This window comes from Flagellimonas olearia, assembly GCF_004150225.1.
Classification (GTDB): Bacteria; Bacteroidota; Bacteroidia; order Flavobacteriales; family Flavobacteriaceae; genus Flagellimonas; species Flagellimonas olearia.
Genome location: NZ_ML142917.1, coordinates 1 through 26,985 on the forward strand (window position 1 = coordinate 1; position 26,985 = coordinate 26,985).

Annotated in this window: 21 protein-coding genes; 8 read left to right on the forward strand and 13 right to left on the reverse strand. The window is 41.8% G+C overall.

Going from position 1 to position 26,985, the window contains the following annotated elements; all coding sequences use genetic code 11:
• Positions 1-289: 289 nt before the first annotated feature.
• Positions 290-1,138 carry a fumarylacetoacetate hydrolase family protein gene (locus DN53_RS17500; RefSeq protein ID WP_129656210.1) on the forward strand — a complete coding sequence of 283 codons (849 nt, stop codon included), beginning with the start codon at positions 290-292 and terminating at the stop codon, positions 1,136-1,138.
• A gap of 269 nt (positions 1,139-1,407) precedes the next feature.
• Here the strand turns inward: DN53_RS17500 and DN53_RS17505 are convergent, their stop codons facing one another.
• The 10 genes from DN53_RS17505 to can form a co-directional block, all read right to left on the reverse strand.
• Positions 1,408-2,148 carry a PP2C family protein-serine/threonine phosphatase gene (locus tag DN53_RS17505; protein WP_129656211.1) on the reverse strand — a complete coding sequence of 247 codons (741 nt, stop codon included), beginning with the start codon at positions 2,146-2,148 and terminating at the stop codon, positions 1,408-1,410.
• Between the two features lie 10 nt (positions 2,149-2,158).
• Positions 2,159-4,927, reverse strand: a complete 2,769-nt coding sequence (locus tag DN53_RS17510; protein ID WP_129656212.1) for a serine/threonine-protein kinase — start codon at positions 4,925-4,927, stop codon at positions 2,159-2,161.
• A gap of 47 nt (positions 4,928-4,974) precedes the next feature.
• Complete coding sequence (locus DN53_RS17515; protein ID WP_129656213.1) at positions 4,975-5,748, reverse strand: tetratricopeptide repeat protein; 774 nt, start codon at positions 5,746-5,748, stop codon at positions 4,975-4,977.
• Positions 5,749-5,925: 177 nt separating this feature from the next.
• On the reverse strand, positions 5,926-6,456 hold the full coding sequence (locus DN53_RS17520) for a hypothetical protein (RefSeq protein WP_129656214.1): 531 nt from the start codon (positions 6,454-6,456) through the stop codon (positions 5,926-5,928).
• A gap of 77 nt (positions 6,457-6,533) precedes the next feature.
• Complete coding sequence (locus tag DN53_RS17525) at positions 6,534-7,649, reverse strand: anti-sigma factor (protein ID WP_129656215.1); 1,116 nt, start codon at positions 7,647-7,649, stop codon at positions 6,534-6,536.
• A gap of 2 nt (positions 7,650-7,651) precedes the next feature.
• Positions 7,652-8,212 (reverse strand): RNA polymerase sigma factor, encoded by a 561-nt coding sequence (locus DN53_RS17530; protein WP_129656216.1) that lies wholly within the window; start codon positions 8,210-8,212, stop codon positions 7,652-7,654.
• Positions 8,213-8,232: 20 nt separating this feature from the next.
• A complete protein-coding gene (locus DN53_RS17535; RefSeq protein WP_165357496.1) occupies positions 8,233-9,087 on the reverse strand; it encodes an LEA type 2 family protein in 855 nt (284 codons plus the stop codon).
• Positions 9,088-9,097: 10 nt separating this feature from the next.
• Positions 9,098-11,452, reverse strand: coding sequence for an ATP-binding cassette domain-containing protein (locus DN53_RS17540; protein WP_129656218.1), 2,355 nt, complete (start codon positions 11,450-11,452; stop codon positions 9,098-9,100).
• 1 nt (position 11,453) lies between these two features.
• Complete coding sequence (locus DN53_RS17545) at positions 11,454-12,284, reverse strand: M48 family metallopeptidase (protein WP_129656219.1); 831 nt, start codon at positions 12,282-12,284, stop codon at positions 11,454-11,456.
• Between the two features lie 192 nt (positions 12,285-12,476).
• Positions 12,477-13,121 carry a carbonate dehydratase gene (gene can, locus DN53_RS17550; RefSeq protein WP_129656220.1) on the reverse strand — a complete coding sequence of 215 codons (645 nt, stop codon included), beginning with the start codon at positions 13,119-13,121 and terminating at the stop codon, positions 12,477-12,479.
• Between the two features lie 725 nt (positions 13,122-13,846).
• On the opposite strand from can, the gene DN53_RS17555 reads away from it, so the two are divergent.
• The 4 genes from DN53_RS17555 (at position 13,847) to DN53_RS17570 (ending at position 20,817) form a co-directional block, all read left to right on the forward strand.
• On the forward strand, positions 13,847-14,383 hold the full coding sequence (locus DN53_RS17555; protein WP_129656221.1) for a sigma-70 family RNA polymerase sigma factor: 537 nt from the start codon (positions 13,847-13,849) through the stop codon (positions 14,381-14,383).
• Between the two features lie 94 nt (positions 14,384-14,477).
• Entirely contained in the window at positions 14,478-15,647 is a 1,170-nt protein-coding gene (locus DN53_RS17560) for a FecR family protein (protein WP_129656222.1), read from the forward strand.
• A gap of 208 nt (positions 15,648-15,855) precedes the next feature.
• Positions 15,856-19,242, forward strand: coding sequence for a SusC/RagA family TonB-linked outer membrane protein (locus DN53_RS17565; RefSeq protein ID WP_242502239.1), 3,387 nt, complete (start codon positions 15,856-15,858; stop codon positions 19,240-19,242).
• 18 nt (positions 19,243-19,260) lie between these two features.
• The gene (locus tag DN53_RS17570; RefSeq protein WP_129656224.1) at positions 19,261-20,817 is read left to right on the forward strand and encodes a SusD/RagB family nutrient-binding outer membrane lipoprotein; all 1,557 of its coding nucleotides are present in this window, start codon (positions 19,261-19,263) and stop codon (positions 20,815-20,817) included.
• A gap of 456 nt (positions 20,818-21,273) precedes the next feature.
• On the opposite strand, the gene DN53_RS17575 is transcribed toward DN53_RS17570, so the two are convergent.
• Positions 21,274-21,597 (reverse strand): hypothetical protein, encoded by a 324-nt coding sequence (locus tag DN53_RS17575; RefSeq protein WP_129656225.1) that lies wholly within the window; start codon positions 21,595-21,597, stop codon positions 21,274-21,276.
• Between the two features lie 220 nt (positions 21,598-21,817).
• On the opposite strand from DN53_RS17575, the gene DN53_RS17580 reads away from it, so the two are divergent.
• Entirely contained in the window at positions 21,818-22,336 is a 519-nt protein-coding gene (locus DN53_RS17580) for a DUF5004 domain-containing protein (protein ID WP_129656226.1), read from the forward strand.
• 139 nt (positions 22,337-22,475) lie between these two features.
• Here DN53_RS17580 and DN53_RS17585 read toward each other — a convergent pair whose 3' ends face one another.
• The gene (locus tag DN53_RS17585; protein ID WP_129656227.1) at positions 22,476-23,531 is read right to left on the reverse strand and encodes a PAS domain-containing sensor histidine kinase; all 1,056 of its coding nucleotides are present in this window, start codon (positions 23,529-23,531) and stop codon (positions 22,476-22,478) included.
• 493 nt (positions 23,532-24,024) lie between these two features.
• On the opposite strand from DN53_RS17585, the gene DN53_RS17590 reads away from it, so the two are divergent.
• The gene (locus DN53_RS17590; protein WP_129656228.1) at positions 24,025-25,035 is read left to right on the forward strand and encodes a sugar kinase; all 1,011 of its coding nucleotides are present in this window, start codon (positions 24,025-24,027) and stop codon (positions 25,033-25,035) included.
• Positions 25,032-25,664: a bifunctional 4-hydroxy-2-oxoglutarate aldolase/2-dehydro-3-deoxy-phosphogluconate aldolase gene (locus tag DN53_RS17595; protein ID WP_129656229.1), complete on the forward strand. Its 633-nt coding sequence runs from the start codon at positions 25,032-25,034 to the stop codon at positions 25,662-25,664. The genes DN53_RS17590 and DN53_RS17595 overlap by 4 nt, the downstream gene beginning before the upstream one ends.
• 27 nt (positions 25,665-25,691) lie before the next feature.
• On the opposite strand, the gene DN53_RS17600 is transcribed toward DN53_RS17595, so the two are convergent.
• Complete coding sequence (locus DN53_RS17600) at positions 25,692-26,978, reverse strand: Nramp family divalent metal transporter (RefSeq protein WP_207211144.1); 1,287 nt, start codon at positions 26,976-26,978, stop codon at positions 25,692-25,694.
• Positions 26,979-26,985: the final 7 nt, after the last annotated feature.

Consider the following 26,985-nt stretch of genomic DNA (forward strand, 5'->3'; position numbering starts at 1 on the left):
AAGGCCCAGACCACGGCACCCTTTGAGTATGGGGCCAGGCTCACCGAGACCATATTGTTGGGGACCATTGCCGGAAGGTTCCCAGGGGAGACCCTCCACTGGGACGCACAAGCGGCAAAGTTCAAGGAGGAAAAGGCCAATGCCTACCTTTCTGGAAACGATCGGGATTTTTAAAATAGAATAGGTAATTCAAGGCCGAAGAATTTTCCTTTGCTGAACCCTGTTGGGATTGGCAATGGAATGATGGATAATGGCCATAAATGAGGGTAACCTCAAAAATAGATAGCGTATGAAGTTGATACGATATGGGACAATAGGAATGGAGGAGCCGGGAGTTTTGATAGACGGTAATAGATATAGCTTGTCGGCCCATTTTAAGGATTTTGATAGGGACTTTTTTTCCAACGGAGGCCTTGTTAAGGTAAAGGAGTTGCTTGCTGAAGGAGAAAACCTTCCATTGTTGGATTCGGAAGAACGATGGGGGGCTCCCATTGCAAGACCGGGAAAAGTAATCTGTATAGGCCTGAACTATTCTGACCATGCCAAAGAGGCCGGAATGCCAATTCCTGAAGAGCCTATCATTTTTCAAAAAGGAAGTAATACTGTGGTTGGACCTTATGATCCTATATTGATTCCAAGAGGTAGTGAAAAGACAGACTGGGAAGTAGAGCTGGGTGTGGTCATAGGGAAAAAGGCCAGGTATCTGGATACTGTAGAGGAATCCAAGAACCATATTGCAGGATACTGCTTGGCCAACGATGTTTCAGAAAGAGCATTTCAATTGGAAAGGGGAGGACAATGGACCAAAGGAAAGTCATCCGACAATTTCACGCCTGTTGGACCTTTTTTGTTGGATGGTGATTCCATCAAAAACCCACAGTTATTGGATATGAAACTTACCGTAAATGGCCAACTGATGCAATCCGGGAACACCAACAACATGATTTTTTCGGTCTACTATGCGATTCATTACTTGTCCCAGTTTATGACATTGGAAGAAGGGGATCTAATTCTTACTGGTACCCCTCCAGGGGTTGGTATGGGGCAAAATCCGCAAGTTTACTTGAAAGAAGGTGATAGGGTAGAACTTGAAATTGAGAATTTGGGTCGGCAAAAACAAATCTGTCAAAATGCATGAAAGTAGAAGTCTCAAGGGTCAATGAATAGTAAAGGACATTGACCATATTATTTGATTAGTTTGTTTGTTTTTTTAGTTTGTTTAGTTCGACTGTCAGGGAGTGAATTGTTCACTCCCTGATTTTTTGTTCTGATTAAACTATTTATTTAAGGTTTTTCCCAATGCTCTGTTCATAGGGTTTAAATCAATGACCCACTTTTTTGATTGTTTCAGTTTCCATGGGTATTGACTTGGAACTAAGGAGTAAACTGAACGTTTTTAATTCACATCTATCCACTTATTTTAATAAGATACATGGAATAGTTGTCCTTGGTTACCCCTTGGGCGTTTGCAAGAATATTGGATTTGATTTCGTCCACCGTTTTACTTTCCTTGAACCAAGCCCCAATCTCTTTTTTTGAAAGGTTCTCCATGATACCATCGGAGCAAAGAAAAAAGAAATCATTCGCCTTGATGTCTCCAATTACCTTTTGATCGATCCTTGTTGGATTAGTTCCGTTTATGGCCCTTGTAATGATATTTCGTTTGGGGTGGGTTTGGGCTTCCTCTTCGGTGATTTCACCCATATCCACCATGCTTTGGACCACGGAATGATCCTTCGTCTGAAAAAGGACTTCACCATCCCTGATGTGGTAGATCCTACTATCGCCAACCCATCCTATTAAAGCCTTATTGTCCGTGTCGGAAATCAATAAAAGTGTAAGAGTGCTGGCCATGCCCATGGCTTCTGGATGGGTTTCGAGATATTCACCCATATGTTGTTCAATGCTTTGTAGGGCGGAAGGCAAATAGGTTTCATCCTCAATATTCCCCATTGGATTTTCCGAAAGATACTTGGAAAGACCTGTACAGACCATGGAAGAGGCCACTTCGCCCTTGGCCTGGCCACCGACACCATCACAAACCATGAATAATCTGTTTTTTTCCGATACCTCTTCGGGGTAAATGGCATCCTCGTTGTTTGATCGCTGGCCAATTTCATGGCAATGCACTGGTAAATAAAGCTTCATTAAAACCTGTTTAATAATTTTTCTTTAAAAAATCACAAGCTGATTGATAGCCGGCGGTACAGGATTTATTGAACCATGTTTTTGCCACAGCCTTATTGGTGGATACACTTTTGGCATAGTAATAGCACAATCCCAAATTATACATGGCGTAAGAGTTTCCATTGTTGGCGGCTTTTGTATAATAATCAAAAGCTGTTTTCAGGTTTTTGGTGGTGCCTCTTCCGAGTTCATACATGACTCCCAAATAATTTTGGGCATCGGCGTTGTTTTGACTGGCCGCCTTTAAGAACCAGGTTTTGGCCAAACTGTAATACTTGTCGTTATAATCTATTAAACCTACCATATACTGGGCCTCGGCGTCACCTTGGTCCGCTGCTTTTTTGTACCACGTACGCGCCACGATCTTCTTTTGTCCGGGAACTTTTCCATCATAAATTAAACGGCCTAAGGCTTTTTGGGCGTTGAGATACCCATTGTTGGCGGATAATCTATACCATTTCTCCGCTTCTGTATAATCAACAGGCCCCTCAATTCCATTTTCTGCCATCACCCCCAGCATATATTGACCCAAATAGTTGTTGAGATTGGCCGTTTTGATGAAATATTCCTTTGCGATCTTCCGATTTTTGGTTTTCCCTTTCCCATCATAGTACAATCTACCCAATGCATATTGAGCCGAGGCATTGTTTTGTGCAGCTGCTAGTTCGTACCACCGTATGGCGCCTTCAAGATCTACTTTGCCATCATCTCCATGTTCAAGGATGTCCCCCATTTTGTATTGCGCCTGTGAATACCCCTTATTGGCAGAAACCAGGAACCATTTTTTAGCTTCTACGACGTCTTTTGTAGTGCCGAGTCCTTGATAATAGATCAACCCTAAGTTGTAAGCTCCAAAAGCATTGCCCCTATCTGCGGCCATTTGGAACCATTTTTTGGCTTCCACATATTTCTTTTCCTCATAAAAAATGATCCCAAGTTCATTTTGGGCATCCAAATAGCCGCGATCTGCTGCTTTTGTGTACCATTGAACCGCTCTTAGCCTATCCTTTTCGGTCAAAGTTCCATAGTAGTATAATTTACCTAATGTATACTGTGAAACCACATCGTTGCTTTCAGCGGCACTGGTGTATAGTTCAAATGCTTTTATGGTATCCTTGGGAACCGCCTGTCCATTGCGGTACATTTCGGCCAAACCGCGATAGCAAGAATATCTATTGAGGTCTTTGCCTTTTTCATACATTTTAAAAGCATCCTCATATTTTTTCTGATACTTGTATAAAATGGCCAAGTTCTCTACAGCTGCAGGGTGGTCTTGTTCAGCTGCTTTTTTATATTGTTCTTCGGCTTTAATGGGGTCTTTTTCAATGGTATATCCATTCCACTGCATCAGACCATAGACATTTTGAGCTTCTGGATTGCCCTTTTGGCTTTGTTTTTTAACCTCTTCCAAAACCTCCCTGAAATATTCTGATGCCTTTGTTGTATCCTTTTCTACACCAAAACCATTTTGATAGGCCCATGCATATTGAAAGTTGGCCATTTCATACCCAGATTCCATTGACTTATCCACATATTCAAGTGCTTTGTCATAGTCAACATCGGTGCCATATCCATAATTGCTCATGGTGGCAAGGAAATAGTTGGCCTCCCCCGAATCGTATTCAGCGGCCTCTTGATAAAGCCTGTAGGCTTTTTCGTGGTCCCCGGTCTTATAGGATTCCCAAGCATCAGATAGCAACGATTTTATTTGGGAAGCCCTAAAAAAAGCGTACCCTCCGTATCCTGCACCCAAAATCAAGGCTGTCAACAGTATGACTGGCCAGACTTTTTTCTTCTTTTTGGGTTTGGTTTTCGGTGCGGAAAATTGTGTTTCATTCCCTCCCAAGAACACGGTGCCACTTTCATTGCTCTCTCCATTGATATCCCGGATGAAGTCGGATATGGAGGCATATCGGTCCGAAGCATTTTTCTGCAAACAAGTCTTTATGCAATTCTTAAATCTTTCGGGCACCTCGGAATAATCGGGATCTTCCCCAACGATACCATCCCGAATGAGTTCATAGTCCTTCTTGTCATGCCCAAAAGGCAACTTCCCGGTCAATATTTTGTAGAACATAATGCCAAGAGCCCATATATCGGTACGTTCACTTATATCCCCATTCAGTCCGAATTTCTTTTTAAAGAATTGCTCAGGAGCCATGTAGTGAGGTGTTCCCACACCTTCGGTCATGGATTGTTGTATGGTCTTATCGGACAGTATATCCTGACTTATCCCAAAATCGGTCACCTTTGAAACCTTGTTCCCCTTTCGGTCTTTGGAAAACAGTACATTTCCAGGTTTTAAATCCCTGTGGATAATGCCCTGTTTGTGCAGATAATCCACTGCTTGGGCCACTTCCACAATAATGTTCTTTCCTTCATCCAAAGAGAGCTTTCGGTGTATGGCTTGGCCCAAGGTTCCTTCCCCTGCATATTCCATGATCAACACAGGATAGCTGACATTTCTACCCATGGCATCGGTATGGGTAATATATTCCAGACCATAATAGGTGATGAGGTGCGTATGCGATAACCCATCTATTTTGGAAAATTCCTGTTCCAAGCTGTATTTTTTCTGTCCAGTGCTCCCAGACGTACCTCTTGAAACAGCTTCTTTGTAAATTTTAAGGGCCACATACCTTCCTTCGGCATTGAGGTCCTTGGCCTTGAACACTTCGGCGAACCCGCCCTCTGCTATAAGGTCTTTTTCGGGGTCCCATTCGTAATGTGATAGTTTCATGATGGTCGGTGTAGTTGAATTTGGTTACGGTTTGGTGTTGATTTTGATTAACTGGCTTCTTGTATGTGGGTCACCATTTTGCAGGCATTGGAATGCCCTTGGTCACAGGCTTTTTTGTACCAAGCCTCGGCCTTGCCTAGGTCTTTGGTTACTTCACTGCCATTATAATAGAGGTTTCCAAGGGTTACATTGGCATCAACATATCCCAGTTTGGAAGCCTTTTCCAGAAATTCAATGGCGCTGTCCACATCCTTGTCCTTGCCCTGTCCGGAAAGGTTCATCACACCAAGGTTGAACATGGCCGGACCATATTCCTTTTTGGCCGATTTTTCAAAATAGCGCATGGCTTTTGGGTAATTCACCGGAGTGTTCTTGCCAAAGTAATATTTACATCCTTGTGTAAAGAGGGCTTCCTTATTTTTTGGAAAGAACCAAATTACCGCAAGGACCGCAAGTAGTATCCAAAGGGAAAATCCCCATAACCATTCAGTAAGCTCTATTTTGTAGGGTGGGAGCGGGGTGGGCAGAACTCCGCTGGTCTGGAATTTTTTTATCTGCTCTTCATCCAAGGGATAGTATGTGTCTATACTTCCTTTTACCCCCAGTACATAACCATCATCTGTCATGTAGACTCCCATAAAAATGAACAGGGATGTTGTTTTATGGGCAAGGTAGAGGTCTTCGCCATTGGTACCTTTAATATCGACGTCGGTAATTTTTTGGATTCGCTCGCTCTTTCCAAAAATTCCCCCTATCCGTCTTGCAGATGCAAGGTTGGGAACCAAGGTGAGCAAAGCGATCAGGAATAGTAATTTTTTCATTTTATGATGAAGTGTTAAGGTTGAAAGTAATGATATATCTTCTTGTACCTGAACCTATTCGACAGTCAGCATTAAAAATAGGCATATGAAACTTTTTATACCAACATTTTTGCGGCTTGGGGTCAAATACGTTTTGGATTTATGAAATAGCAATATGGTGACTGGATTATTTACGGATTATTCAGTCTCCGTTGGCAGTCCAACCGAAATGTTGTTTTTTCCCATAGCAATTACCTTAAAGGGTGCTCTCGTATTTTGGGAGATCTCTTGCCAAATGGCATCGGCCGTTTGTTTGGTTTCAATTTGAATGGTAACAACCCCGTCCGAAAAGGTTTTGAAGGTCTTTTTCATTCCATTTTTCTTGGAGAGCTCATTGTACAGGTTTTGTACATTTTCATCTCCATAGGCAACAGAATCTATGGAGATTACTATTTTGTTCTTGCTTTTTTCCTTCTTGGGGCCAAACAAAATGCCCCCCACTTTTTCAACGGTTTCCTTGGCACCTTCAATGGTATTGTCAATGCCTTCCACCGTTTGGTCAATGTCGTCGTTGGTTTTTTGAACGGTTTGGTCCACCTGTTCAACTTGATCAGCAGTCTTGCTGGTCATTCCCCGGTTTCTTCTTTTAGCGGCTTCTGAGTCTTGCGCATTTACAAAACCGAAAAACAAGCCCATTAGAATAATTGCGTGTACTTTTTTGGATGTCATTTTTGATCGTTTTGGTTATACATTCTATGGGTATATAACCGCAGATTGGAGATGTCATCTTTTTTTGCTGATTTTTTCTAAAAAATTATGTGGTACACACTTGCAGAAAAGGAAGGGCGATCCATAAACATACGGGTCTCGTTGTTCTTGGTATAATCAATTTCTTCAAGAGAAGTGGTTTGGGTCGCATCAATGTTTAGGGGATATAGCTCATTTTTATGAATCAGGTAGTATGAGTTCCCATTACTTTTTGAAACAACAATGACGGTAACGGCGTCTATGTCCATATTGGCATCTATGACCAAATGTTTTTGTTCATCCTGTTCCAAGAAGAAATAGCTTTTGTCCATGGATGCATTCTCCGTTACCGAAACGGTAAAACCGGAATAAGGCTGGGAATTTTCCATGAGCGGCATTACTTTCACTTGCACGCTCTCCTTCTGAACTTCCCCAAAACTGTATCCTTCCTGGACTTCTTTCAACGGAATTAGGGATGTTGAAGGGGCCAAATGGAATAATTTATCCCCATATTTTATATAATAGTCCCCTTTTTGGTCCTTGCCCATCTGCAATTGAAGACCCGAAATCCCAGAATCTCCATAGAGAACCAGTTCCTGATCCTTAAAAGTGTAGGAGAGAGGTGATGGCTGTTTTACCACGCGTATGGATTCCGCCGGAACGGATTTTCCGTCCGAAAAGGCAAATTGTGTTTCGTCTTGGGGGTTGCTATTCCATTCATCTTCGGGCAACTCTTCTGTATTGGTAATCTGGGTGTTGTTCTTTTTCAAAATGAGGCTATCCTCTGGCTTCGTTTGAACGGAATCCACACCGACCACATTGGGGATATCCTCAATAAAGGGGGCATCACCCGTTGACCTGAAGAAGTAGAACAGCGTTCCCAAAATAATGCAGGCCGCCGCGGCACCACTATAGATGATCAGTCTTCGGTACAGGCCTTTTGGTTTTTGTTCCTCGGAATCCTTGTACTCGGCGTATAAAAGGTCCAGTTTGGCCCTGAGTTTTACGTCCTCGTTCCATTCAATGCCCCTGTAAATCTGTTTAAATACCTCGAGTTCCTTCACAAATTCTTCGTCTTCAGCCAGCAAGCGTTCCACCTCCCTTTTTTCATCATCATCAAGACGACCAGTCAGGTGTTTATCAATCAAATCAATATGTCGTAATTCTTCCCTCATGGCTATTTTAAACGGATTATGACCTCATAGGAAACTTCGCCCCGTAGCTTTTGAAGGCACCGTAACTTCTGTTGACTGGCAGAACGGGCGCTGGAGTAATTGAATTTTTCAGCAATGTCCTCCATTCGCATCCCTAAAAATATGGTGGCTTCCAAAACCGATTTGCAGGGTTCCCCAATCTTGGTCAAGGCTTTTTCAAGGTATTCCTTGAGATTTGGACCTTTTCGCGTGATTTCCGGATTTATGGATTCATGACCTCCTTGCAAAACGCCAACCTCACTCTGTCTGTTTTCATATTTCTTTCTTCGGTTAAGTTGGTTAAGCCATTGTCGTTTTGAAACTTCAAAGAGATAAGTGCTTATTTTGCTCTGGAGTTGATAGTTTCCGGCCATGACGTTTTTATAGAACACGATGATCGCCTCTTGAAAAACGTCCAAGGCATCATCTTCATTACCGTTGTTCTGCCCCACCCAACTTTTCACCATGCCCATGTGCCGGTACAGCTGTTGCAGACATTTCTCGTTTCCTTTCTTTAGTTGGTCTATCAGTTCTTGGTCGGTCATCAAGGTTTTTTCTGAAATGGCTATAATCCTATTTCCACATGGTCCTTTATGGGCACATTGAATTCATAATCCTGAATTTTTATTTGGGCCTCCCCTAAAATAGTGAAATTCGCTTTTTGGTCGGTGAGCCAGGAGAACTTCACCTGTTTTAAAATATCAAAATTGTTCAGGGTAACATCAATAGGAATGGTGGTTGATTTTAAGGCTTCTTGATGAAAAGGTTCATCCATGGCCCATGCTGCCACTTGCCCTTTGTTTTCATCTAAATAGAATTCAAGATTCATGGCATTGATGGTATAGGCAATGGGCAATTTATTTAGGGTTTCAACCCCTAATTTTAAATGGGTTTTACTCAGTGAAGGCAATCTATTGCTGGAAATGGACCGAATTTTAAAATTGTTGCCATAGTCCAAATTCTTACTGATTTCCTCCAAAATTGCCTTTTTGGTATTCAGGTGTATCTTGTCATCCAAGGCAATGGTGAAGGAATTTAGCAGAAAGCTCACCTTTCCGTTGCCCTTGAGAGTAAATTCGGTGGAATCTGAAGCCAGTAATTCAGAATAAAAGGCATTGAGACTTTTGAGTTCTATCTCACAGGTTACCGGTATGCGTATGGTATCCTTGGCTGCCAGACTCATCTGTTCGTTTAAAAACCCCTTTCCTACCAAAGAATCCTTGTAAAAAATCTCCATACTGGATTGCCGCAGTTTTGTTTTTACATTGTTGGGGTTGTATACCACGTAATCCATTCCCACCACCAATGCATTATCTGTAAGCCCTTTTATGGTTACATGTTCTATGGCAATAAATAGCGGTTTTTTGCTACATGAGGTAAACAAAAGAAACGCTCCAAATACAAGTGCTATTTTTTTCATGGTGATGGTTTTAAATACTGTCTTTCTTCTTAAGTGAAACATAGATCAAGACATAGAACATGACATTGAGTACTCCAATGACCACCACGTTCATGTCAAAACTGTTGAAGACCTCACCGATCAAGGTTCCATCATCAACCAATTTTTCATTGTACAGGTCGAGCAATTGCACCGCGGAAGTCGATGCGGTCTGGGTACCCACTTCGGGCGAGGGAAGCGGAATAGAGGTCAATACGGATTGAACCGTACCTGGATTGAATTCAGAAGTAGGGGAAGCATTGTCCTGCAATCTGGCAAAACCCTCCGTGCCCCAACGGCCTAAAGTGAAAAAGCTCAATACTTCCACCAAGGTGTTGTTGATTTTTGTCATTACACCGGCCAACATGATCTGAGGCATGAGGGCGATGGGCACCACGGTCATCACTTTTTCCGTGGTGTTGAGTGCGGATGAAAGCCATAAACCAATCAGCGAAGCGGAAACCGAAATATAGAACATGAACAACATACTCTCTCCAAAAGGTCTCAGGTACACTTCTTCAAAACCTTCAAAAGTGTTTAGTTTGAAATTAAGGTAGATGATACTTACAAACAATACCGTTTGCACAAGGGCAATCAATGAAAGTACCAACCATTTTGAAAGAATATAGGTGTTGATGTTCAGGTTGAACATGCGCTCCCGTTTATACACTGTAAGCTCACCTACAATTTCTTTGGCGGCGTTGCTCACCCCAAACCAAATGGCCGAAATGGCCATCAGGAACATGACCCCAATCTGAAATTTATTGAATACCAAGCAGACCAAGACCGCAATGATCACGGGCTGTGCCAATAAGAGGGCCAGATTTCCTTTGTCATTTAGTTTAATGTTGAAATACCTGGAAACCAACCAATACAATTGTAGCCGGTACGAATCAGGTTTTTCCTTTTTCACGTCTGGGTTATTAACCACTTTGAACCCAACTTTGCTGGGTTTTTGGTAATAAGCGGTTACCGTGCCAATATCGCTCATTTTACTGTAGACCTCCACAATGTTCCGGGCTTCAAAATGGGAGGTCAATGAGTTGGCCGGACCCTGAAATACCAAATGCCCCTGAACACCTAAAAATATGGCCTGGTCCACATAATTAAGATCTTCCGGTTTGTGGGTCACCATAACAATTGTGGTTCCCGAATGGGCCAACTTTTTGAGACTCTTCAAGAAACTCTCAATGGTCTCAGGGTCTAGGGGAGAAGTGGGTTCATCCAAAAACAGAATGGTGGGTTCGGTCAAAAGTTCCACCGCAATGGAAACGCGTTTTCGCTGACCGCCGGAAAGGTTGCCCACTTTTATGGTCCTGATGTCCTTTTCCTTGTCCTGGTCCAGATTCAGGTCGTTGATGACCTTATCGATTCTTTGGTTGATCTCTGATACAGCAGTATCATCCGGCAAACGGAGTTTGGCCGCATAGAACAAGGTCTTGTATACGGTCAATTCTTTATGGATGATATCATCTTGGGGCACATAACCAATTTTCTTCTTGATCAGGCTAAAGTTGTCCGCCAATGAAAGCCCGTGAATAAATACTTCCCCCGAGGTAGCGGGATTTTCCCCGTTCAAACATTTCAACAAGGTGGATTTTCCACAACCCGAAGGCCCCATCAATGCCACAAAGGTGGAATGGGGAATGTTCAAGGACATATCCTGCAATCCAACTTTGTTGTTTGGATATTTTTTTTGAATCGCCAATGCTTTTATGGCACTTCTCTCTTTCCTTAGGTCCTTGGCCCCGTCTTTTAAGGTAATACTGTAAAAAGATATGGTGACCGTATCGCTATCCTTGAACTTGGTTTTGGATTTTAACTCCTTGCCATTCAGATAGGTCTTATTGGTGGAGCCAAGGTCTTCGATCCAAAAATCACCTTGAGCATACGAGATAACGGCATGTTCCCGGGTCACCGTGGGGTCATCAAGGATAATATCGTTGCTCTCGAGTCGGCCAATCTTGTAGGAACCCTTGGCCACAATTTTTTGTTTGAAGCCCGTAAATTCCTTTTGGGGTTCCGAGGATTGTGGAGCCTTTTCTTTTTGATTTTCGGTTGTTACCTGTAGTTTTTGTGATGCGATGGTGAAAATGTCATCAGGTGAAATCTTGACCCATGTATTGGGTGCTATTGACCGTTGCCCAACCTTGGTTCCGTTTGAGCTTTCAAGATCCATGATGTAGATCCCATCTGTCCTTACTTCAATTTGGGCATGTTTTCGGGAAGCAAGTTGGCTTTCTATCTCAACTTGGGCACCATGGCCCTTTCTTCCAATGGTAATAATTTGGTTTTTGGGCAAAGGAATGGACTGTCCGTTGCAGATGAGGTACATTTCCGAAATCATATTATTGGTTGATGTAAGATTGGATGCATTTTTTCCGGTGTTCCGCGAAAGGATGGGTGGATGTCAATTTTTTAATGAGGTCCTGCTTTTGGTAGCGTTCCAATTTCCTGAAGAAATCTGCAAACCTGTTCACGTCATATCCGGCCGCTTTGGCCAATTCAAACCCGACCTTGTCCGCTTCATATTCATCAATTTGATCAAAGGGTGGCGAAAAAGTCCTATTGATCTTATTGGCAATATCGGTGAAACCATCCATGCGCGTCATTCCCTGAAGGTCTGTGGAGAGGGTAAGCTTGGTAACTTTCCTTTGGGTGTGGAACTTGTCCTCATGGGCCACCTCATGTCCAATGATAAAGGCCAATTCATCATAGGAGTCAATAAAATTTAGTAAACCCGTGGTAATGTACAGGTAACCGCCCAAAGTGGCAAATGCATTGATTTCTTCAGATTTAAGAATGCTTATTCGGTAGGATACATCCTTTCGGGGCACATTCCTAACAATACGTTGCAATATTTCTTCAACCTTTGGTTTGGCAGAATGGGTGTTGTCCAATTGCCCTAGGGTAACGTACCTATTGTACATGTCCCTTCCAATATTTTTTTTGGAATCACTGGAAATATTCAGCGCAAAATCCAACCAATTGTTTTCCACTTGTTTGTAAAAAAATGCGGGCCCGTCAAAAGCATGCCCACAATCTTGGAGCACGGCTGCATGTTCAATTTTGGCGGTGTAATCCGCTAGGGCATCTTCCAATTTATCGATGGAGATTTCTTGGGCCAAAGTAATCTGTAAAAAGGAGTAGAAGAAAACGGCCAATAGTTTGTGTCTCATGATGTTTTTAGTGTATATAACCAAAAATAGCAAATGTCATCTTTTTAAGGCAGGGTTTTCGGCTTTATGGGGTTTATGGATGTTGAACGGGCTTTTAAAACTCATATTTGCTATAAACAAAGAATCACTTCAATGCCATGTGAGTTGTCATTGAAGTGATTGTTTTAGGCACTGTTTGGTTGGGAAAAGCGTTTAATCTTTGATTTCCAATCTATAGAATTCTTCCAATTGGGAATTACAGTTCATGTTTACGTTGAGGTCTTTAATGATTCCTGTGCCGACCCCATATACCCAACCATGCAGATGAAGGACCTGCCCTTTTTTCCATGCCGTCTGTACGATGGAGGTTTTGGCCAGATCGAGTACCTGTTCCCTAGTGTTGAATTCCACGAAGCGGTCAAATCGTTGTTGCGGTTCAGGGATTTCTTCCAAAACCTTTTGATGGAGCCTATACACATCGCGAATATGTCGGATCCAATTATCCACCAATCCGTAGGAGTGGTTTTCCATGGCGGCTTTTACACCACCGCATCCATAATGGCCGCATACGATGATATGGGTAATTTTAAGAGCATTGACCGCATAATCAAGAACACTGAGCATGTTCATATCCGAATGCACGACCAAATTGGCAATGTTACGGTGAACAAAGACCTCTCCCGGCTGTGCCCCAATGATTTCATTGGCAGGGACCCGGCTGTCGGAGCATCCGATCCATAGCAAAGGGGGTTGCTGGCCCTTTTCCAGTTTCTTGAAGAATTCTGGGTCAAAGGCCAATTTGGACTCGACCCATTTTTTATTGTTTTCAATTAAACTTTTATAAAAATCAGGGTTCATTGCCTTAATGTATAGGTTCTTACTTGAAGGTATGGATTTTAGCCTTCTATTGTTGGATATAAAGTAATATCAAAGTAAGTGAAATTCCTCCAATGGGGAATTACAGATCATGATTATATACTCTGTTGAAATACCATTAATTTGTCAATGTAATCCTTAAAACTCATTTTGATATCCAGTTTATATACTGAAGTATCCAAATCCACAGGGAAATTGTTGGACAAAACCGGGTGAATGAAAAAACCTGAACCAAAATTTTTATAAGAGACCTTGGTAAATTCCGGCCTGTAAAGATCAACACCCAGACATGTTTATGTTATAATTTTTGGGTTTACATTCATTCAATCAACTACTCCATTCAAGTCTTTTTTGTGAGGTGCACAGGATTGGAATGTAATATGGGCAGTAGTCTAAAAATCATTCAATTGGTCAATTTGTCTGCGACTTTTTAGGGCATTTCCAAGACCTTTCAAAAAGCCAATTTTCTTGTAATGAGGAGCTGATAATGAGGCGGGGTCGGGTAATTGGATATAACGTAACGAAAGGAGCATATCAATAGGATAATTACAAATAAGCTGTTGAAAATCTCAAAAAAATTTAATAATATTGAGTCAATCGTCCTAAATATTTGATTGTCGAATATGAGACCAGATATTCCAAAATCGGATATGAAAGCGATTTTTAAGTGTACTATTGGTCCACTTCACAACTAACCCAACTTAACCATGACACGAAATCTGCAAAGTGACATAGAGCTCGTTTTCAAAGAGTACTATAGAGAATTTTGCTTGCTTTCCTATAGTTATGTTGGGTGCATGGATCAAGCACAGGATATTGTGCAGGATGTGTTTGTGAAGTTGCTTTTAAAAAACAAAGGTTTCCATATCCTTAACGTAAAATCCTATGTTTGGAAATCTGTCAAGAACAGTAGCCTCAAGCATATTGCTAGAGTCAAAAAAACAGAGTCATTGGAAAGTGGTAAAATTGTTCTTGTGGAAGAGCATGGTGTAAAGAACGAGGAATTAAATTCCAAACTTCGCAAGGCAATGGACAAACTTCCTCCCAAATGCAAAGTGGTTTTTGAAATGTGCGTTGTTGATGGCCATAAGTATAATTCCGCTGCAGATTCCCTTGGTATTTCTGAAAATACCGTAAAAACCCAAATGAAGAAGGCGTATAAAATTTTAAGACATAACCTAACAGATGTGTATCTTCTTCTAATATATTTTATGTCTTTTACTGCCTCTATTCTTCTTTTTTAAGAATTTTTCATTTTTCGCATCACCCTTTTTTGCTTTTTTGGGTCTTTAGATAAAGAGGTCCTTAAAACAGGGGCATTATTTCGGAAAAGATTTCATGAATATAGCTGATATCATAGCCAAAAAAATAAAGGGTGATTTGACCGATAGGGAGCGAGCCTTTTTTGATCATTGGATAGACCAATCGGAAGAAAACCGCTCTTTATATATTCGTCTCCAACAAGTAGTGGAGGAGCAAGGGGAAGAAGAGTTGTTCCGGATTTTTGAGTTGAAAGAGGAGGTTGCATGGGACCAAGTATTGAAACTTTTAGAGACTAGGAAACGGCAAGTCAGGAAACGTGTTTTGTTTACGCCTTTATTGAAATATGCAGCGATTCTTATTGTTGCCTTAGGTTTGGGTATTGGCATTTGGAACCACAACCAACCTATTACGGAACAATTGCCGCAAGAGGATACCATTACACTTCAATTGGACAACGGGGAGGTTAAAGTAATTTCCACGGATGCCCTTCAGACATTGGTGAATTCAAAAGGAGGAATTTTAGGGAAGCAAAATGGAGGTCAGCTTGATTATTCTGTTTCCAGCGAAACGGAAGAGTTGGCATATAATACCCTTAAAGTGCCCTATGGTAAAAGATTCACCATTGTTTTATCGGATAGCACAAAAGTATATCTCAATGCAGGGTCGTCCCTTAAATATCCCGTTAAGTTTCTTGACGGTCAAAATCGTCAGGTATTTTTAACAGGGGAAGGATTTTTTGATGTCCGTAAAGACAAGAAGCACCCTTTTATCGTCACCAGCGAAGATATGGATGTTCGGGTATTGGGAACCAAGTTCAATATTTCTGCGTATCCCGAGGATCGAAACATACATACGGTTTTGGTAGAGGGTTCTGTAAGCCTATACAATTCAACAGAAGATTACGATGAGAAAACCGCTTCGCTATTGGAGCCAGGATACAAAGCCGGGTGGGACAAGTTTTACAAAAAATTGGCCTTTGAAAAGGTCGATACCGACATATACACAGGTTGGGTAGAAGGAAAGCTGGTTATCAAGGAAATGCCCTTTAAAAACATCGTGAAGAAATTGGAACGGCATTACAATGTCAGTATAAAGAGTAACTACCCAAAACTGGACAATCAGATTTTCACGGCAACCTTTGATATTGAGACTATTAGAGAGGTATTGAAGACGTTTACCGAGGAAACCCCTTTTGATTTTCAAATTGATGGGGACAACATTGTAATTAACTCAACCAAAAACTAAATACAGTATGCCTATGAAATGACCAACAACCCAACCAACCGAACTTAAAGTTTAGTCTTTATCACATAAAAAAAATCGGAAAATGCGGCAACATTTCCCGATTTGAGATAATAGACTAATAATAGTCAATTTAAAACTTTATAAAAGTATGAAAATTAATATTAAGAAGGCTTTCTGTAAGCCTTATTCGCTAAAATTCAGTTTAGCAATGAAACTCACGGTACTTCTTTTAGTGGTTTCAATCTTCTCCGTCCAGGCCAACGGATATAGTCAAGAAACTAAAGTTAGCCTAGAACTGGAAAATGTGGAAATGAGAAAGGTCTTCGAAACTATCGAGTCCCAAACCGATTTTAAATTCTTTTACAATAACAAAAAAATCGATGCTGATAGAGTGGTATCCATCGATGTATTTGAAACTCCGGTATCTGAAGTACTGAAGATGTTGTTCAAGGATACAGCGATTTATAGTGTAGTACGAAAAAAACAGATTATTCTTAAAGTCAATCCGCTTAAGATTGAGGCTCCATTGTTACTTCAGAATAGCGAGGACATTGAGGAGGAGATTTTGCAAAGAAGCATTTCCGGAACGGTTACCGATACCGGGGGACTGCCTTTGCCGGGAGCCAATATTGTAGAAAAAGGAACTTTGAATGGGGTCACCGTTGATTTCGATGGGAATTTTTCCATGGATATTGCCAATGATGAGGCCATTTTGGTGGTCTCTTACATAGGATTTGCCACCAAGGAAGTGTCTGTAGGTGGACAATCGACAATAAATATAGTTTTGCAAGAGAGTGCCGCGGGATTGGACGAAGTGGTGGTAACTGCTTTGGGCGTCAAAAGAAGTGAAAAAGCCCTGGCCTATTCAGTATCCGAAGTAGGAGGAGATAAATTTTCAGAGGCCCGTGAATCCAATGTGGCCAATGCATTGACAGGTAAGATTGCCGGGGTAAATGCAACCGGGCTTGCAACGGGGCCGGGAGGTTCCAGTAGGGTCATCATCAGGGGTAATGGCTCGCTCTCTGGCGACAATCAACCCTTGTACGTGGTAAATGGTATGCCTATTGACAATAGTATTCCTGGAGGAGGTTCTTCAACCGGGGGGCAAGGGATTAATGTTGACCGAGGAGATGGTATTGCCGGAATCAACCCTGATGATATAGAAACCATAAGTGTATTAAAAGGTGGGGCTGCAGCCGCACTATATGGGTCAAGAGCGGCAAATGGCGTTATTTTGATAACTACCAAAAAAGGTACCGCACAAAAAGGAATAGGCGTGGAATACAATGGAAACATTGTTTTTGAGACACCATCCATGTTTCCAGACTATCAGTATAAATACGGTGCTGGGTCAAATGGGGTGAAGCCTACAACCCAAGACCAGGCCATAGAGTGGGGTCGTCTTTCGTTTGGTGCGCCTATGGACGGCACACCTGTCATCCAGTTTGATGGGGTTGAGCGTCCTTATTCCCCGGTCAAGGTTAAGGATAATATCAAGAATTTTTATGATGTGGGTAGCACCTTTGTTAATACGGTAGCCTTTACGGGTGGTTCGGAAGCCATGAATTTTAGGTTGTCCGTGTCCAATATGGATGCCCATAGTGTTGTTCCCAATTCTTCTTTCAATAGAAAAACGGCAAACCTAAGTTTAAGTGCCCAATTGGGAGAGAGACTTAGTATAGATGGGGTAGCGCAATATAATATTGAGGAGGCCAGAAACAGGCCCGGTACCGGATATGCCGATTACAATTCGGCATGGGCCACACATTTGGTGTCCAATACAGTGGATGTAAGAAATATGGCTCCCGGATACAATCCTGATGGAAGTGAGATTTTGTGGAACCCTGTGAATATTGCCAATAACCCTTATTGGGTAGTGAATAAGTACCAAAACGATGACAAAAAGAATCGCTTTATTGGTCAGGTGAACATTCATTACAATATATTGGATAATCTGAGTGTACGGGGTACAGTGAGTGAAGATTTTTACAACTTTGAGTATAAGGGAATCACCCCATCCTATACCGCATTTAGACCAGGTGGAAGTTATGAATCATTAAGGTCGGACGTTTCAGAAACAAACCTTCTGTTGACCATTGATTACAACACTAAATTGTTTCAGGATTTAAGTGTCAATGCAATGTTCGGGGGTAATCAGCAACGTAACATAAACAATTCCACAGCAATCAACGGTCAACAATTTACCATACCGGAATACTATAGCTATACCAACTTGGGTACTTTGACCACTACCCCAAATAATAGAAGAACTGGGGTGAATTCCTTGTTTGGTTCTGTTGATTTGGGATATAAGGACTTCCTGTATTTGACATTGACGGGAAGAGAGGATTGGTTCTCCACATTAAGTCCGGAGAACAATAACATTTTTTATCCTTCCATAGGAGGAAGCTTTCTGTTGTCTGAAGCGGTTGAGCTTCCCAAGACATTTAACTATGTAAAATTGAGATCTTCTTGGGCCCAGGTAGGTGGTGGGGCACCAGACCCATATTTGATCAACCAGACCTACGGAATTGTACAAGGAGGGCACAATGGTAGACCTGTTCAGGAGATTTCCTCGAGCTTGGTGACCAACCCGGACCTTAGACCCTATACGTCCACTACCTATGAGGTAGGCTTTAATGCAAAATTATTGGATTACCGTTTAGGAGTCGATTTGACCTTCTATGATAGAACCACAACAGACGATATTGTACAAACGGATATTTCAACAGCTTCGGGATATAGCCGTGCACTGCTGAACGTTGGTAAGGTAAGCAATAGGGGGGTTGAACTTCTATTGACGGGATCCCTTATACGAACCGATAATTTTAAGTGGGATGCAAGCTATAACATGGCTTACAATAAGAGTGAAATTAAAAAACTTACCGAAGGCCTAAATACCGTTCAAATTGGTAGCGGAATCGGTGGAGGATCCATTCAGAATGTGGTTGGAAGACCCTATGGTACCATTTGGGGCTATAGAATGGCGACCAATGACAGTGGCCAAACCATTTTTGACCCGAACAGTGGGTACGAACTACGAAGTGAGATCATGGAATTGGGACAAGGAGTTCCACCTCTGATCATGGGATTGACAAATGAATTCAGGTATAAGGATTTTTCGTTGAACATATTGTTGGATGGAAAATTCGGGAATTCAATGTTTTCCAACCTGGCACAGTATTCCCATAGATTTGGCCTCACCAAGGCAACCCTTCCTGGAAGGGAAAATGGCTTGCCTCTATCGGGAGTCGATACACAGGGTAATCCGTACGAGAGAGTTGTTCCCGTGGAAGAACTGGATACCTACTATGATAACCACAAAAGATATACGGATATTTTTGTCTACGACGGTAGTTTTGTGAAACTTCGTGAAGTAGTCCTTACCTATACCCTTCCACAAAAAGCTTTGGATTTCTTGAAGATTCAATCCGCATCCGTTTCGTTGGTGGGTCGTAACCTGGCCATTCTTTACAAAAACACAGACCTGTTTGATCCTGAGTCCAGCTACACTAATGGAAATGCGCAAGGATTGGAAGCTTTTGGTGTCCCTCGAACACGTAATATAGGTATGGGGCTAAACATAAAATTTTAAAATTTAATTCATTGTATTATGAAAGTTTATTCATTGACATATAGATATGTGATGATGGCATTGGTAATGGTTTCCGTACTGACATCTTGCGACAATAATTTGGAAGAACTGAATCAAAACCCAGATGCCTATGGAGAAATTATTCCAGAGTATCTTTTTACAAAGTCACAATTGGATGCCGTGAACGTAAGTTATTTTGGAACGGCAGCCTTGACCATAGGAGGTTCCATGCAGCAATTTGCTACCTACAAGGAGGTACCGGCCGCAGGGGACAAATATTTTAATGATGGGTACTCCAAAAATTATTTCCCAACAGTTTACGCCAATGCCGTAAATGACATTGAGGAAGTGATACGTGCCGTTTCCGAAGACCCTGAACTATCCAACCAACTCTCCATAGCACGGATTTGGAGGGCCTATATTTTTCACCACATTACGGACTTGTACGGAGATGTCCCATATACCGAGGCAGGTAAAGGGATTACGGATAAGATTTATACCCCTAAATATGATACGCAATCATTTATCTATAATGATATGCTAAAAGAGTTGGAGGAAGCAGCCAATGCCTTGGACGCTTCAAAATCCTCCTATGGGACATCGGATTTAATATATGGTGGCGACGTTGCCCAGTGGAAAAAATTCGCTTACTCCTTAATGCTCCGTTTAGGAATGCGGTTGACCAATGTGGATGAAGGACTGTCCGAGACTTGGGTAAAAAAGGCCATAGCTGGGGGAGTAATTTTGGACAATGGTGATTTGGCGGCAATAGGGTACGTTGATGGTTCCCAAGTTGCCAGCAGAAACCCCATTGCTGAAGGTTTGATGAACGGAGATTATATTGACCCCCAGAGTGTGGAAAATGTGGAGGGTGGTAAATATGCCAAAACATTTATCGACCATCTTAAGGATACGGGAGATCCAAGGCTAAATGCCATTTCCGTGGTTTGGGTAGATAATGGAAGTGGATTGTATGTGGCCGATACCACAACTGCTATCCAAAAAGGCATGCAAAATGCAGAGTTCAACAATAGACCAGCTGATTTCCCTACCTATTCCGAGCCTCATCCACAAACAATTTTGGCCTACGATTCGCCTTTGTTGGTGATGACCAACGCCGAAATGAATTTACTCTTGGCAGAGGCAGTGATTCGAGGTTGGCATACCGGGGATGCAACAACGCTTTATGAGAATGCGGTTAGGGCAGGAATGCAACAATGGTCGCTTTTTGGGGAGGCAGGTGTAATTGCGGAAGAACGAATTGTCAGCTATCTTGATGCTAACCCTTTTCTGTCAGGTGGCAGCTTGGAAGAGCAAATGGAGCAAATTGGAACTCAAAAGTGGGTTTCCCTATTCCTGGACGAATACGAAATCTTTGCCAATTGGAGACGAACTGGATATCCTGCTTTGGTTCCGGTAAACTACCCTGGAAATCTCACCGGAGGTAGAATCCCAACTCGTTTTGTGTTGCCGGATTCAGAAAGTACCATAAATGCTGCCAATTTTCAGGAGGCAGTGGATAGACAAGGCGTTGGGAACGCATTGACCAGCACTGTTTGGTGGGATGTCCCATAAGAAGATATATTGCATCTATTCCCGTTTCAGCAGTTCTGTTAAACTCAAGAGATCTTAACAGGAGTGAAGAAACGGGAGGTGTGATTATCGAAAAGCAAGAACCTCTTTTACTATCCATGCATATTGACCATGATAATTTGTTGTATCTATCACCGAAAGGTTAGGTAACAAAAGTCTCAATTGGAGATATGGTCAAATTTGATGGACATAGAATAAAGTAATCGGTTATTTGAGTTAGATTGTTTTTTTTGTTAGTGAAGAACGTACTTCAAATGAGGTACGTTCTTCTTTTTGATATATTCTTAACGAAATTTGATAGTCCTTTGTAAAGTGGTCATATTGCTAAAGAGTGAGAGGCAGAGTAGGCCTTTTAGAAGTTATATCAATCGAAGACTTAAAGATTAACTACGGAGGCAAATTAGTTCTTTGCTAAGAAGGCATTTTTTTAACCAACGGCTAATCGGTATTCAAACCGTCCATGGTTTTGGAAAAAACAACAGAGTCCGATTCAATGTGATACATGCCAGGTTTCAATTGACGATCCAGATAATTTAGAATGTCCAGTTTTGAAAACACCATCCTATAGCCAGGTCGTAAATTTTGATTTTGGGCATAACACAGATTTCCTTCCGCTTCATTACTTTCCAGATAGGTTAAACCCCAGTATTCGGACAAACGTTTGGTAAACTCCGTATTGATGTCCAATACCATCAAGGATTCTTTACTGTAGCGTAATCCATGACTTTTGAAGATGAAGATTTCGGATAGTTGTACTTCCATTTTGGGATATTGGTTTGCTTTTGGAAAAATATCATTTTTTTATAAACTCTGTTTGGCCATGTTTTTCAAGGTATTTTTTGGGATGCTTCAAACAGCAAGTAGCCCAAGGTTTGTCAAAGTAATAGGGGTGTAACAAAAGGTAAATATTAAATTCCATTACATTTTAATGCAACCTTAATACATTTATGTCATCAATCTATAAATGATATAACCTTACTTTATGAAAAAAAATGCTTTTATGTGCCTTGCGGTACTGGTTACTGGAATTTTTATTACTTCGTGTAACTCTGACGATGGGGGAGATTGCCTAGGAGATTTTACGGGAGCTCTTACCGAAAATGAGCAAAAATTGACAGGGACATGGATACTCTCGTCCATAGTTTCAATAGAAGAAGTCGATATAACAGATGATGGCGAAGACAATCCCAGCAATAACATATATGCCCAGTATTCGGATTGTCAAAAGAGCACTTTCTACACCTTTAATTCCGATCGGACATATCAAATTGGGCAGAGTCAAAGTTTTGAAGGTTGTGAAAATGTGCTTACAACCGAGGGAACTTGGCAATTGAGCTCACAGACCTTGGGTATGGTAAGGAACTGTTTGCTTCAAAATATAGTGATCAATTTTAGCGCAGATGAGACCAATTTTTATTTTTCGGATAACTACACCGTTACCGAGGTAGATGGTAACACGGTGCAGACTGATATTACCTTTACCTATACCTTAACTCCCTAAACTGCTGGATTGAAATAGGTGATGGATACATCAAAAAATATATCCATCCATTTTTGCATGGACCGATAAAAAATCAAAACCACCCAATACAAGTATTGGGTGGTTTTGTCTCTACTAGTAGTATATTAAGAAAATAGGTTTATTTAAAAGTTAGGGTGAAAGTAGTGCCTTGGTCAACCTTGCTTTCAACCTTGATACTTCCCCCAAGACCAGAGATGTGGCTTTTCACCAAATAGAGCCCCACACCCTTACTATCTTGGTTGCCATTGTTCTTGTCACTAATCTCAAAAATTGAATTGCCCATCTTTTCCAAATCCATCCCTATGCCATTGTCAGTGTAGGTAATTGTCTTTTTACCATGATCTTCCCTGGCCATTATGGAGATGAAAGGCGGAACATTGGGTTGGGCATATTTTATGGAATTGGTTATAAGATTAAGAAAAATACTTTCCATGAACCGTTCCTTGAACGCAACTTGTTCCATTTCCGAAAAATCGGTATGGAAGACCACCCCTTCTTTTTGTATCAATGAACCAATGGAACTTTTGACTTTTTGCAGTGTTAGGTCCAGGCGGACTTCTTCCAGTTTTTCTGTTGGGGCTTCTCTTTGCTTCAACGCATCCAAATAAGAATTCAGGGAGTTCTTCAAACCTTCCGCGGAAAGCGATATCAAGTCCAATATTTCAACAGTGTCCTTATCATCAATCTTGGTAAGGTCTATCAAGTTGAGGAGGGACAATAGGTTATTGAGAGGGGATCGTAGATCATGGGGTGTGGCATAATTTTGTTGCCTGAGGGTTTTATTTACCCTGGATAGTTGGTCCAGATGGTTGATGCGCTCCTGTTCCAATCTCTTGGTGTGGGTAACATCCCTGGCTATGGCATAGATCAGCCCTTTTTTTGATACGGGTATTGAGGTCCAATGCAGCCAAATATGCTCTCCAGATTTGGTGATATATCTGTTTTCAAAGTTGGTCAGCGGCTTGTTTTTCAATAATTTTTCTCGATGTCCGGCGGTTACTTCCCTATCCTTGGGGTGGATGAAACTGGAGATCAACCTTGATTTCAATTCCTCTTCCGAATATCCCAAAAGAGATTTAAGCGAGGGGTTTACCTTTACGAAGTACCCTTCATAATCGGCAATGCAAAGACCATCCAAAGACTGGTTAAAGAATGGTTCTAGTGTTGGATTCATCTGTGGTTGGTTACTTGTTCCTATTTGGTATTACTTCAGTGGGTTGACCAAATAAATCTTTTGGATTGATTGGATGATGTCAAGAGTAACGGCAAGCACGCCAAACTCCATTAAAAATACTTGTTGCAAGAATAAAACAGTTCTACGGCCATTTTATTTTATCAACACTAAAATTATATAAAACCGATCAGTAAGGAAATATCCCTAAAAGGATTTAACGATTTGGAGTTTTATTGTATTCCATTTTTCCAGGGATAATCGATAGCACTTGGATTTTTTATGGTAATGGAAAGTATTTGTAGAGCGGTCCATTTTTCGGTCATATAATAACCGAAAATGGCAGGATTGTTAGATGTATCGAATTTGTTGGCATCTACGGGATAGATTCATAATTTTAAGGATTCAATGTAACTTCTATGCGATATACTAAAACTAAAGCTTCTTTCACGGGAACATTTTTATTGGGATTTGAACCAACCCTTAAACCAGGACTATGGGTTTTGTAACATTTGGTGAAATTTTATTGCGGCTCACCCCTTCGGAAAGAGGGTGTAAAATCGGTTCTTCCAACTACATGGAGATGAACTTTGCTGGTTCCGAGTCAAATGTGGCCTCTTCATTGGGTGTTTTGGGAAATTCAGTCCAGTTTGTGACCAAGCTGCCCGATAATGATTTGGGAAGGGCTGCAAGCGGCTCTCTCTTGTCTTATGGTGTTACTGTTGACAACATACGCTTTGGGGGAAATAGAATAGGAATCTATTTTATAGAAGTGGGAAGCTCCATTAGACCTTCCAAGGTTATTTACGATAGGAAAGATTCGGCAATCAGCACAATTTCCGATCAGGAGTTTGACTGGTCCCGAATCCTTGCGGACAAAGAATGGCTCTTTATTTCGGGGATTACACCTGCACTTTCCAAGAATTGTGCATTGGAAACTATCAAAGCAGCGGAAACGGCCCGTAAACTGGGTGTAAAAGTTGCTTTTGACCCCAATTATAGAAGGACGCTTTGGTCTTCTTCTTCAGAGGCCAGAAAAGTATATTTGCCCATACTGGAGAATACCGATTTGCTTTTGGGCAACTATGGCATGTTGCAGGACGTATTTGGATATGAACCCAAAGGACAGGACACCATGGAAAAATCCTTGGACGCCATAGAAGAGGCGGTAGGACTGCTGGGAGTCTCGAATATTGCCTTTACCGTTCGTGATCATTTTTCCGCAAGTAAAAACCGTTTATCGGGATTGCTTCGCACAGATAATGGAGAAATACTGTCTGGGCCCAACTATGAAGTTACCATTACCGATCGTTTTGGTACAGGTGACTCTTTTGCTGCTGGACTTTTGCATGGTTTGGGAAATCAGTGGGATGCCCAAAAATCCCTGGATTTTGCCACAGCGGCCTTTGCCCTTAAACACACCATTAAAGGAGACCAGCACACCAGTAGTGAGGCAGAAATAAACTCGATAATGAACGGAAACATACAAGGACACGTACTGCGATGAACAAACAGGAAATCACCTCCTTGCTTGAAAAGGAGAAATTGGTGGCCATCATTAGGCAAAAAAATCAGCAAGAAGTTCAACCCATAGTACGTGCACTGGTGGAAGGTGGAGTCAAAGCGTTGGAAATCACCTCCAATACCCCGGGGTTCTTAGAGGAAATCCAGAATGCTAGAACGTTGTATCCCAATGTTTTGGTTGGAGCGGGAACAGTGACCAACAAGACCTTGGCCCAGCAAGCCATAGAGGCCGGGGCCCAGTTTTTGGTGACGCCAAACGTAGAAGTGTCCATGATTCCGTTGGCTCACTCCCACGGTGTTCCTGTAATCATGGGGGCACTGACGCCTTCAGAAGTTTGTATGGCCCATGAGCATGGGGCCGATATCATAAAACTATTTCCGGCAGGGATTTTTGGGTTGGATTATTTCAAGGCCATAAAAGGACCATTGAATACCCTGAAATTTTTTGTGGTGGGTGGAATAAGCACCGATAACATCAAGGAATGGATGATGGCCGGTGCCGATGGTTTTGGTATTGGCAGCGAGCTTACCAAAATGGTTGACCCCGGAAACCCAAATGAAATAACTCAAAAAGCCAAAAGTTTCATAGAGCAGATTGAAGCCTGTCAATGATATATTCCGCCTTTTCCTGAATTAATGTCAAAAGAAGTCATTGAGCGCAATGACCGCCTTATAGGATATGATCAATGAAAAACAGAATGCGGTGACCAGACCAATGTTCATAAGCAAACTGGCCCTTTGGCTTCCCATAAGTTTTTTACTGTTGATCAATACAATAATCCCACCTATGACCAAGGGAAGCACAAAAACGTTGGCTACTTGAGTGGCTATTTGGGCAATTATAGGGTTGGCTCCCAGTATAGGGACAATCAATCCGACCAAACAGGCCACCGCTACCAAAATCTTAAAAGTAGGAGTGTTGGTCTCCATTTTCCCACTCTTGTAATCGCTGATCAACAAAGGCAATACCATCAATATTGGAAATATGGAAGATATTCCTGCACTCATGGCACCCATCATGAATACGGCCACGGCCATTTTGCCAGCTACGGGCTCCAAGGCCTGAACCATGTCCAGTACATTGGTGACCACCTTTCCATCATAGAACAAGGCCCCCGTGGCAGCGATCATTATGGTGGCGGAAATGGTCAAAAGAAAAATCGCGGAGACCATGGCATCCTTTCGCTGGTCATTCAAATTGGAAATGCCCCATCCCTTTTCTTTCAATAAGATAGGACGTACCACAAAGGTTGGGGCAGCCATGGTGGTTCCAACAAAGGCGGCCACCATTAAATTTCCACCAGGGGGAATTCGGGGAATCAGTCCCTTCACGATATCCTCCGTGGATGGTAAGACCATAAACATAGAAAGGATAAAGGATAAGCCCATCAGGGTCACGAAAATGACCAATATTTTTTCGAAGAATGAGTATTTCCCTACCAGTAGAAAAATATACATGATGATAATGAGCAAGATGGATATGCCCAGTACGGCCCAATAGTTCTCCTCGTTCAAGCTGGGAAAAAACATGCGCATGAATTCATAAAGGGCGTTACTGGTGAGTCCCAATATCCCGGAAAGGGAACTCCACTGTCCCATGACCACCCCTGCAATGGTCACTATGGCAAGGGGTTTACCCCATTTCAAGTAATTTTTAAAGGCATTTATGGCAGTTTTTCCGGTCACTACGGCAAAACGGCCGTATGCATCCATGAGTATCCAAGAGAAAAACGCACTAAGGCATAACACCCAAAGCAATTGCATACCATACATACTACCGGCTTTGATCATTGCCGTAACACTTCCTGTTCCTATGGTATATCCAATGCAAAAAATTCCGGGTCCTACAGATAATAGGATGGCCCAAAGTTTATAAATAATAGAGGTTTTCCGGGTGGGGTTGCTCCCTGGTTTTGTGTTTTCCAAACTGTTG

What these genes read in the sequence shown, in the direction of transcription:
- DN53_RS17530 (WP_129656216.1), bottom strand. Translation starts at nt 8,212, where the DNA reads ATGACCGACCAAGAACTGATAGACCAACTAAAGAAAGGAAACGAGAAA.
- DN53_RS17520 (WP_129656214.1), bottom strand. Translation starts at nt 6,456, where the DNA reads ATGACATCCAAAAAAGTACACGCAATTATTCTAATGGGCTTGTTTTTC.
- DN53_RS17580 (WP_129656226.1), top strand. Translation starts at nt 21,818, where the DNA reads ATGAAAAAAAATGCTTTTATGTGCCTTGCGGTACTGGTTACTGGAATT.
- can (WP_129656220.1), bottom strand. Translation starts at nt 13,121, where the DNA reads ATGAACCCTGATTTTTATAAAAGTTTAATTGAAAACAATAAAAAATGG.
- DN53_RS17515 (WP_129656213.1), bottom strand. Translation starts at nt 5,748, where the DNA reads ATGAAAAAATTACTATTCCTGATCGCTTTGCTCACCTTGGTTCCCAAC.
- DN53_RS17505 (WP_129656211.1), bottom strand. Translation starts at nt 2,148, where the DNA reads ATGAAGCTTTATTTACCAGTGCATTGCCATGAAATTGGCCAGCGATCA.
- DN53_RS17510 (WP_129656212.1), bottom strand. Translation starts at nt 4,927, where the DNA reads ATGAAACTATCACATTACGAATGGGACCCCGAAAAAGACCTTATAGCA.
- DN53_RS17535 (WP_165357496.1), bottom strand. Translation starts at nt 9,087, where the DNA reads ATGAAAAAAATAGCACTTGTATTTGGAGCGTTTCTTTTGTTTACCTCA.
- DN53_RS17540 (WP_129656218.1), bottom strand. Translation starts at nt 11,452, where the DNA reads ATGATTTCGGAAATGTACCTCATCTGCAACGGACAGTCCATTCCTTTG.
- DN53_RS17570 (WP_129656224.1), top strand. Translation starts at nt 19,261, where the DNA reads ATGAAAGTTTATTCATTGACATATAGATATGTGATGATGGCATTGGTA.
- DN53_RS17555 (WP_129656221.1), top strand. Translation starts at nt 13,847, where the DNA reads ATGACACGAAATCTGCAAAGTGACATAGAGCTCGTTTTCAAAGAGTAC.
- DN53_RS17575 (WP_129656225.1), bottom strand. Translation starts at nt 21,597, where the DNA reads ATGGAAGTACAACTATCCGAAATCTTCATCTTCAAAAGTCATGGATTA.
- DN53_RS17595 (WP_129656229.1), top strand. Translation starts at nt 25,032, where the DNA reads ATGAACAAACAGGAAATCACCTCCTTGCTTGAAAAGGAGAAATTGGTG.
- DN53_RS17565 (WP_242502239.1), top strand. Translation starts at nt 15,856, where the DNA reads ATGAAACTCACGGTACTTCTTTTAGTGGTTTCAATCTTCTCCGTCCAG.
- DN53_RS17590 (WP_129656228.1), top strand. Translation starts at nt 24,025, where the DNA reads ATGGGTTTTGTAACATTTGGTGAAATTTTATTGCGGCTCACCCCTTCG.
- DN53_RS17545 (WP_129656219.1), bottom strand. Translation starts at nt 12,284, where the DNA reads ATGAGACACAAACTATTGGCCGTTTTCTTCTACTCCTTTTTACAGATT.
- DN53_RS17500 (WP_129656210.1), top strand. Translation starts at nt 290, where the DNA reads ATGAAGTTGATACGATATGGGACAATAGGAATGGAGGAGCCGGGAGTT.
- DN53_RS17560 (WP_129656222.1), top strand. Translation starts at nt 14,478, where the DNA reads ATGAATATAGCTGATATCATAGCCAAAAAAATAAAGGGTGATTTGACC.
- DN53_RS17585 (WP_129656227.1), bottom strand. Translation starts at nt 23,531, where the DNA reads ATGAATCCAACACTAGAACCATTCTTTAACCAGTCTTTGGATGGTCTT.
- DN53_RS17525 (WP_129656215.1), bottom strand. Translation starts at nt 7,649, where the DNA reads ATGAGGGAAGAATTACGACATATTGATTTGATTGATAAACACCTGACT.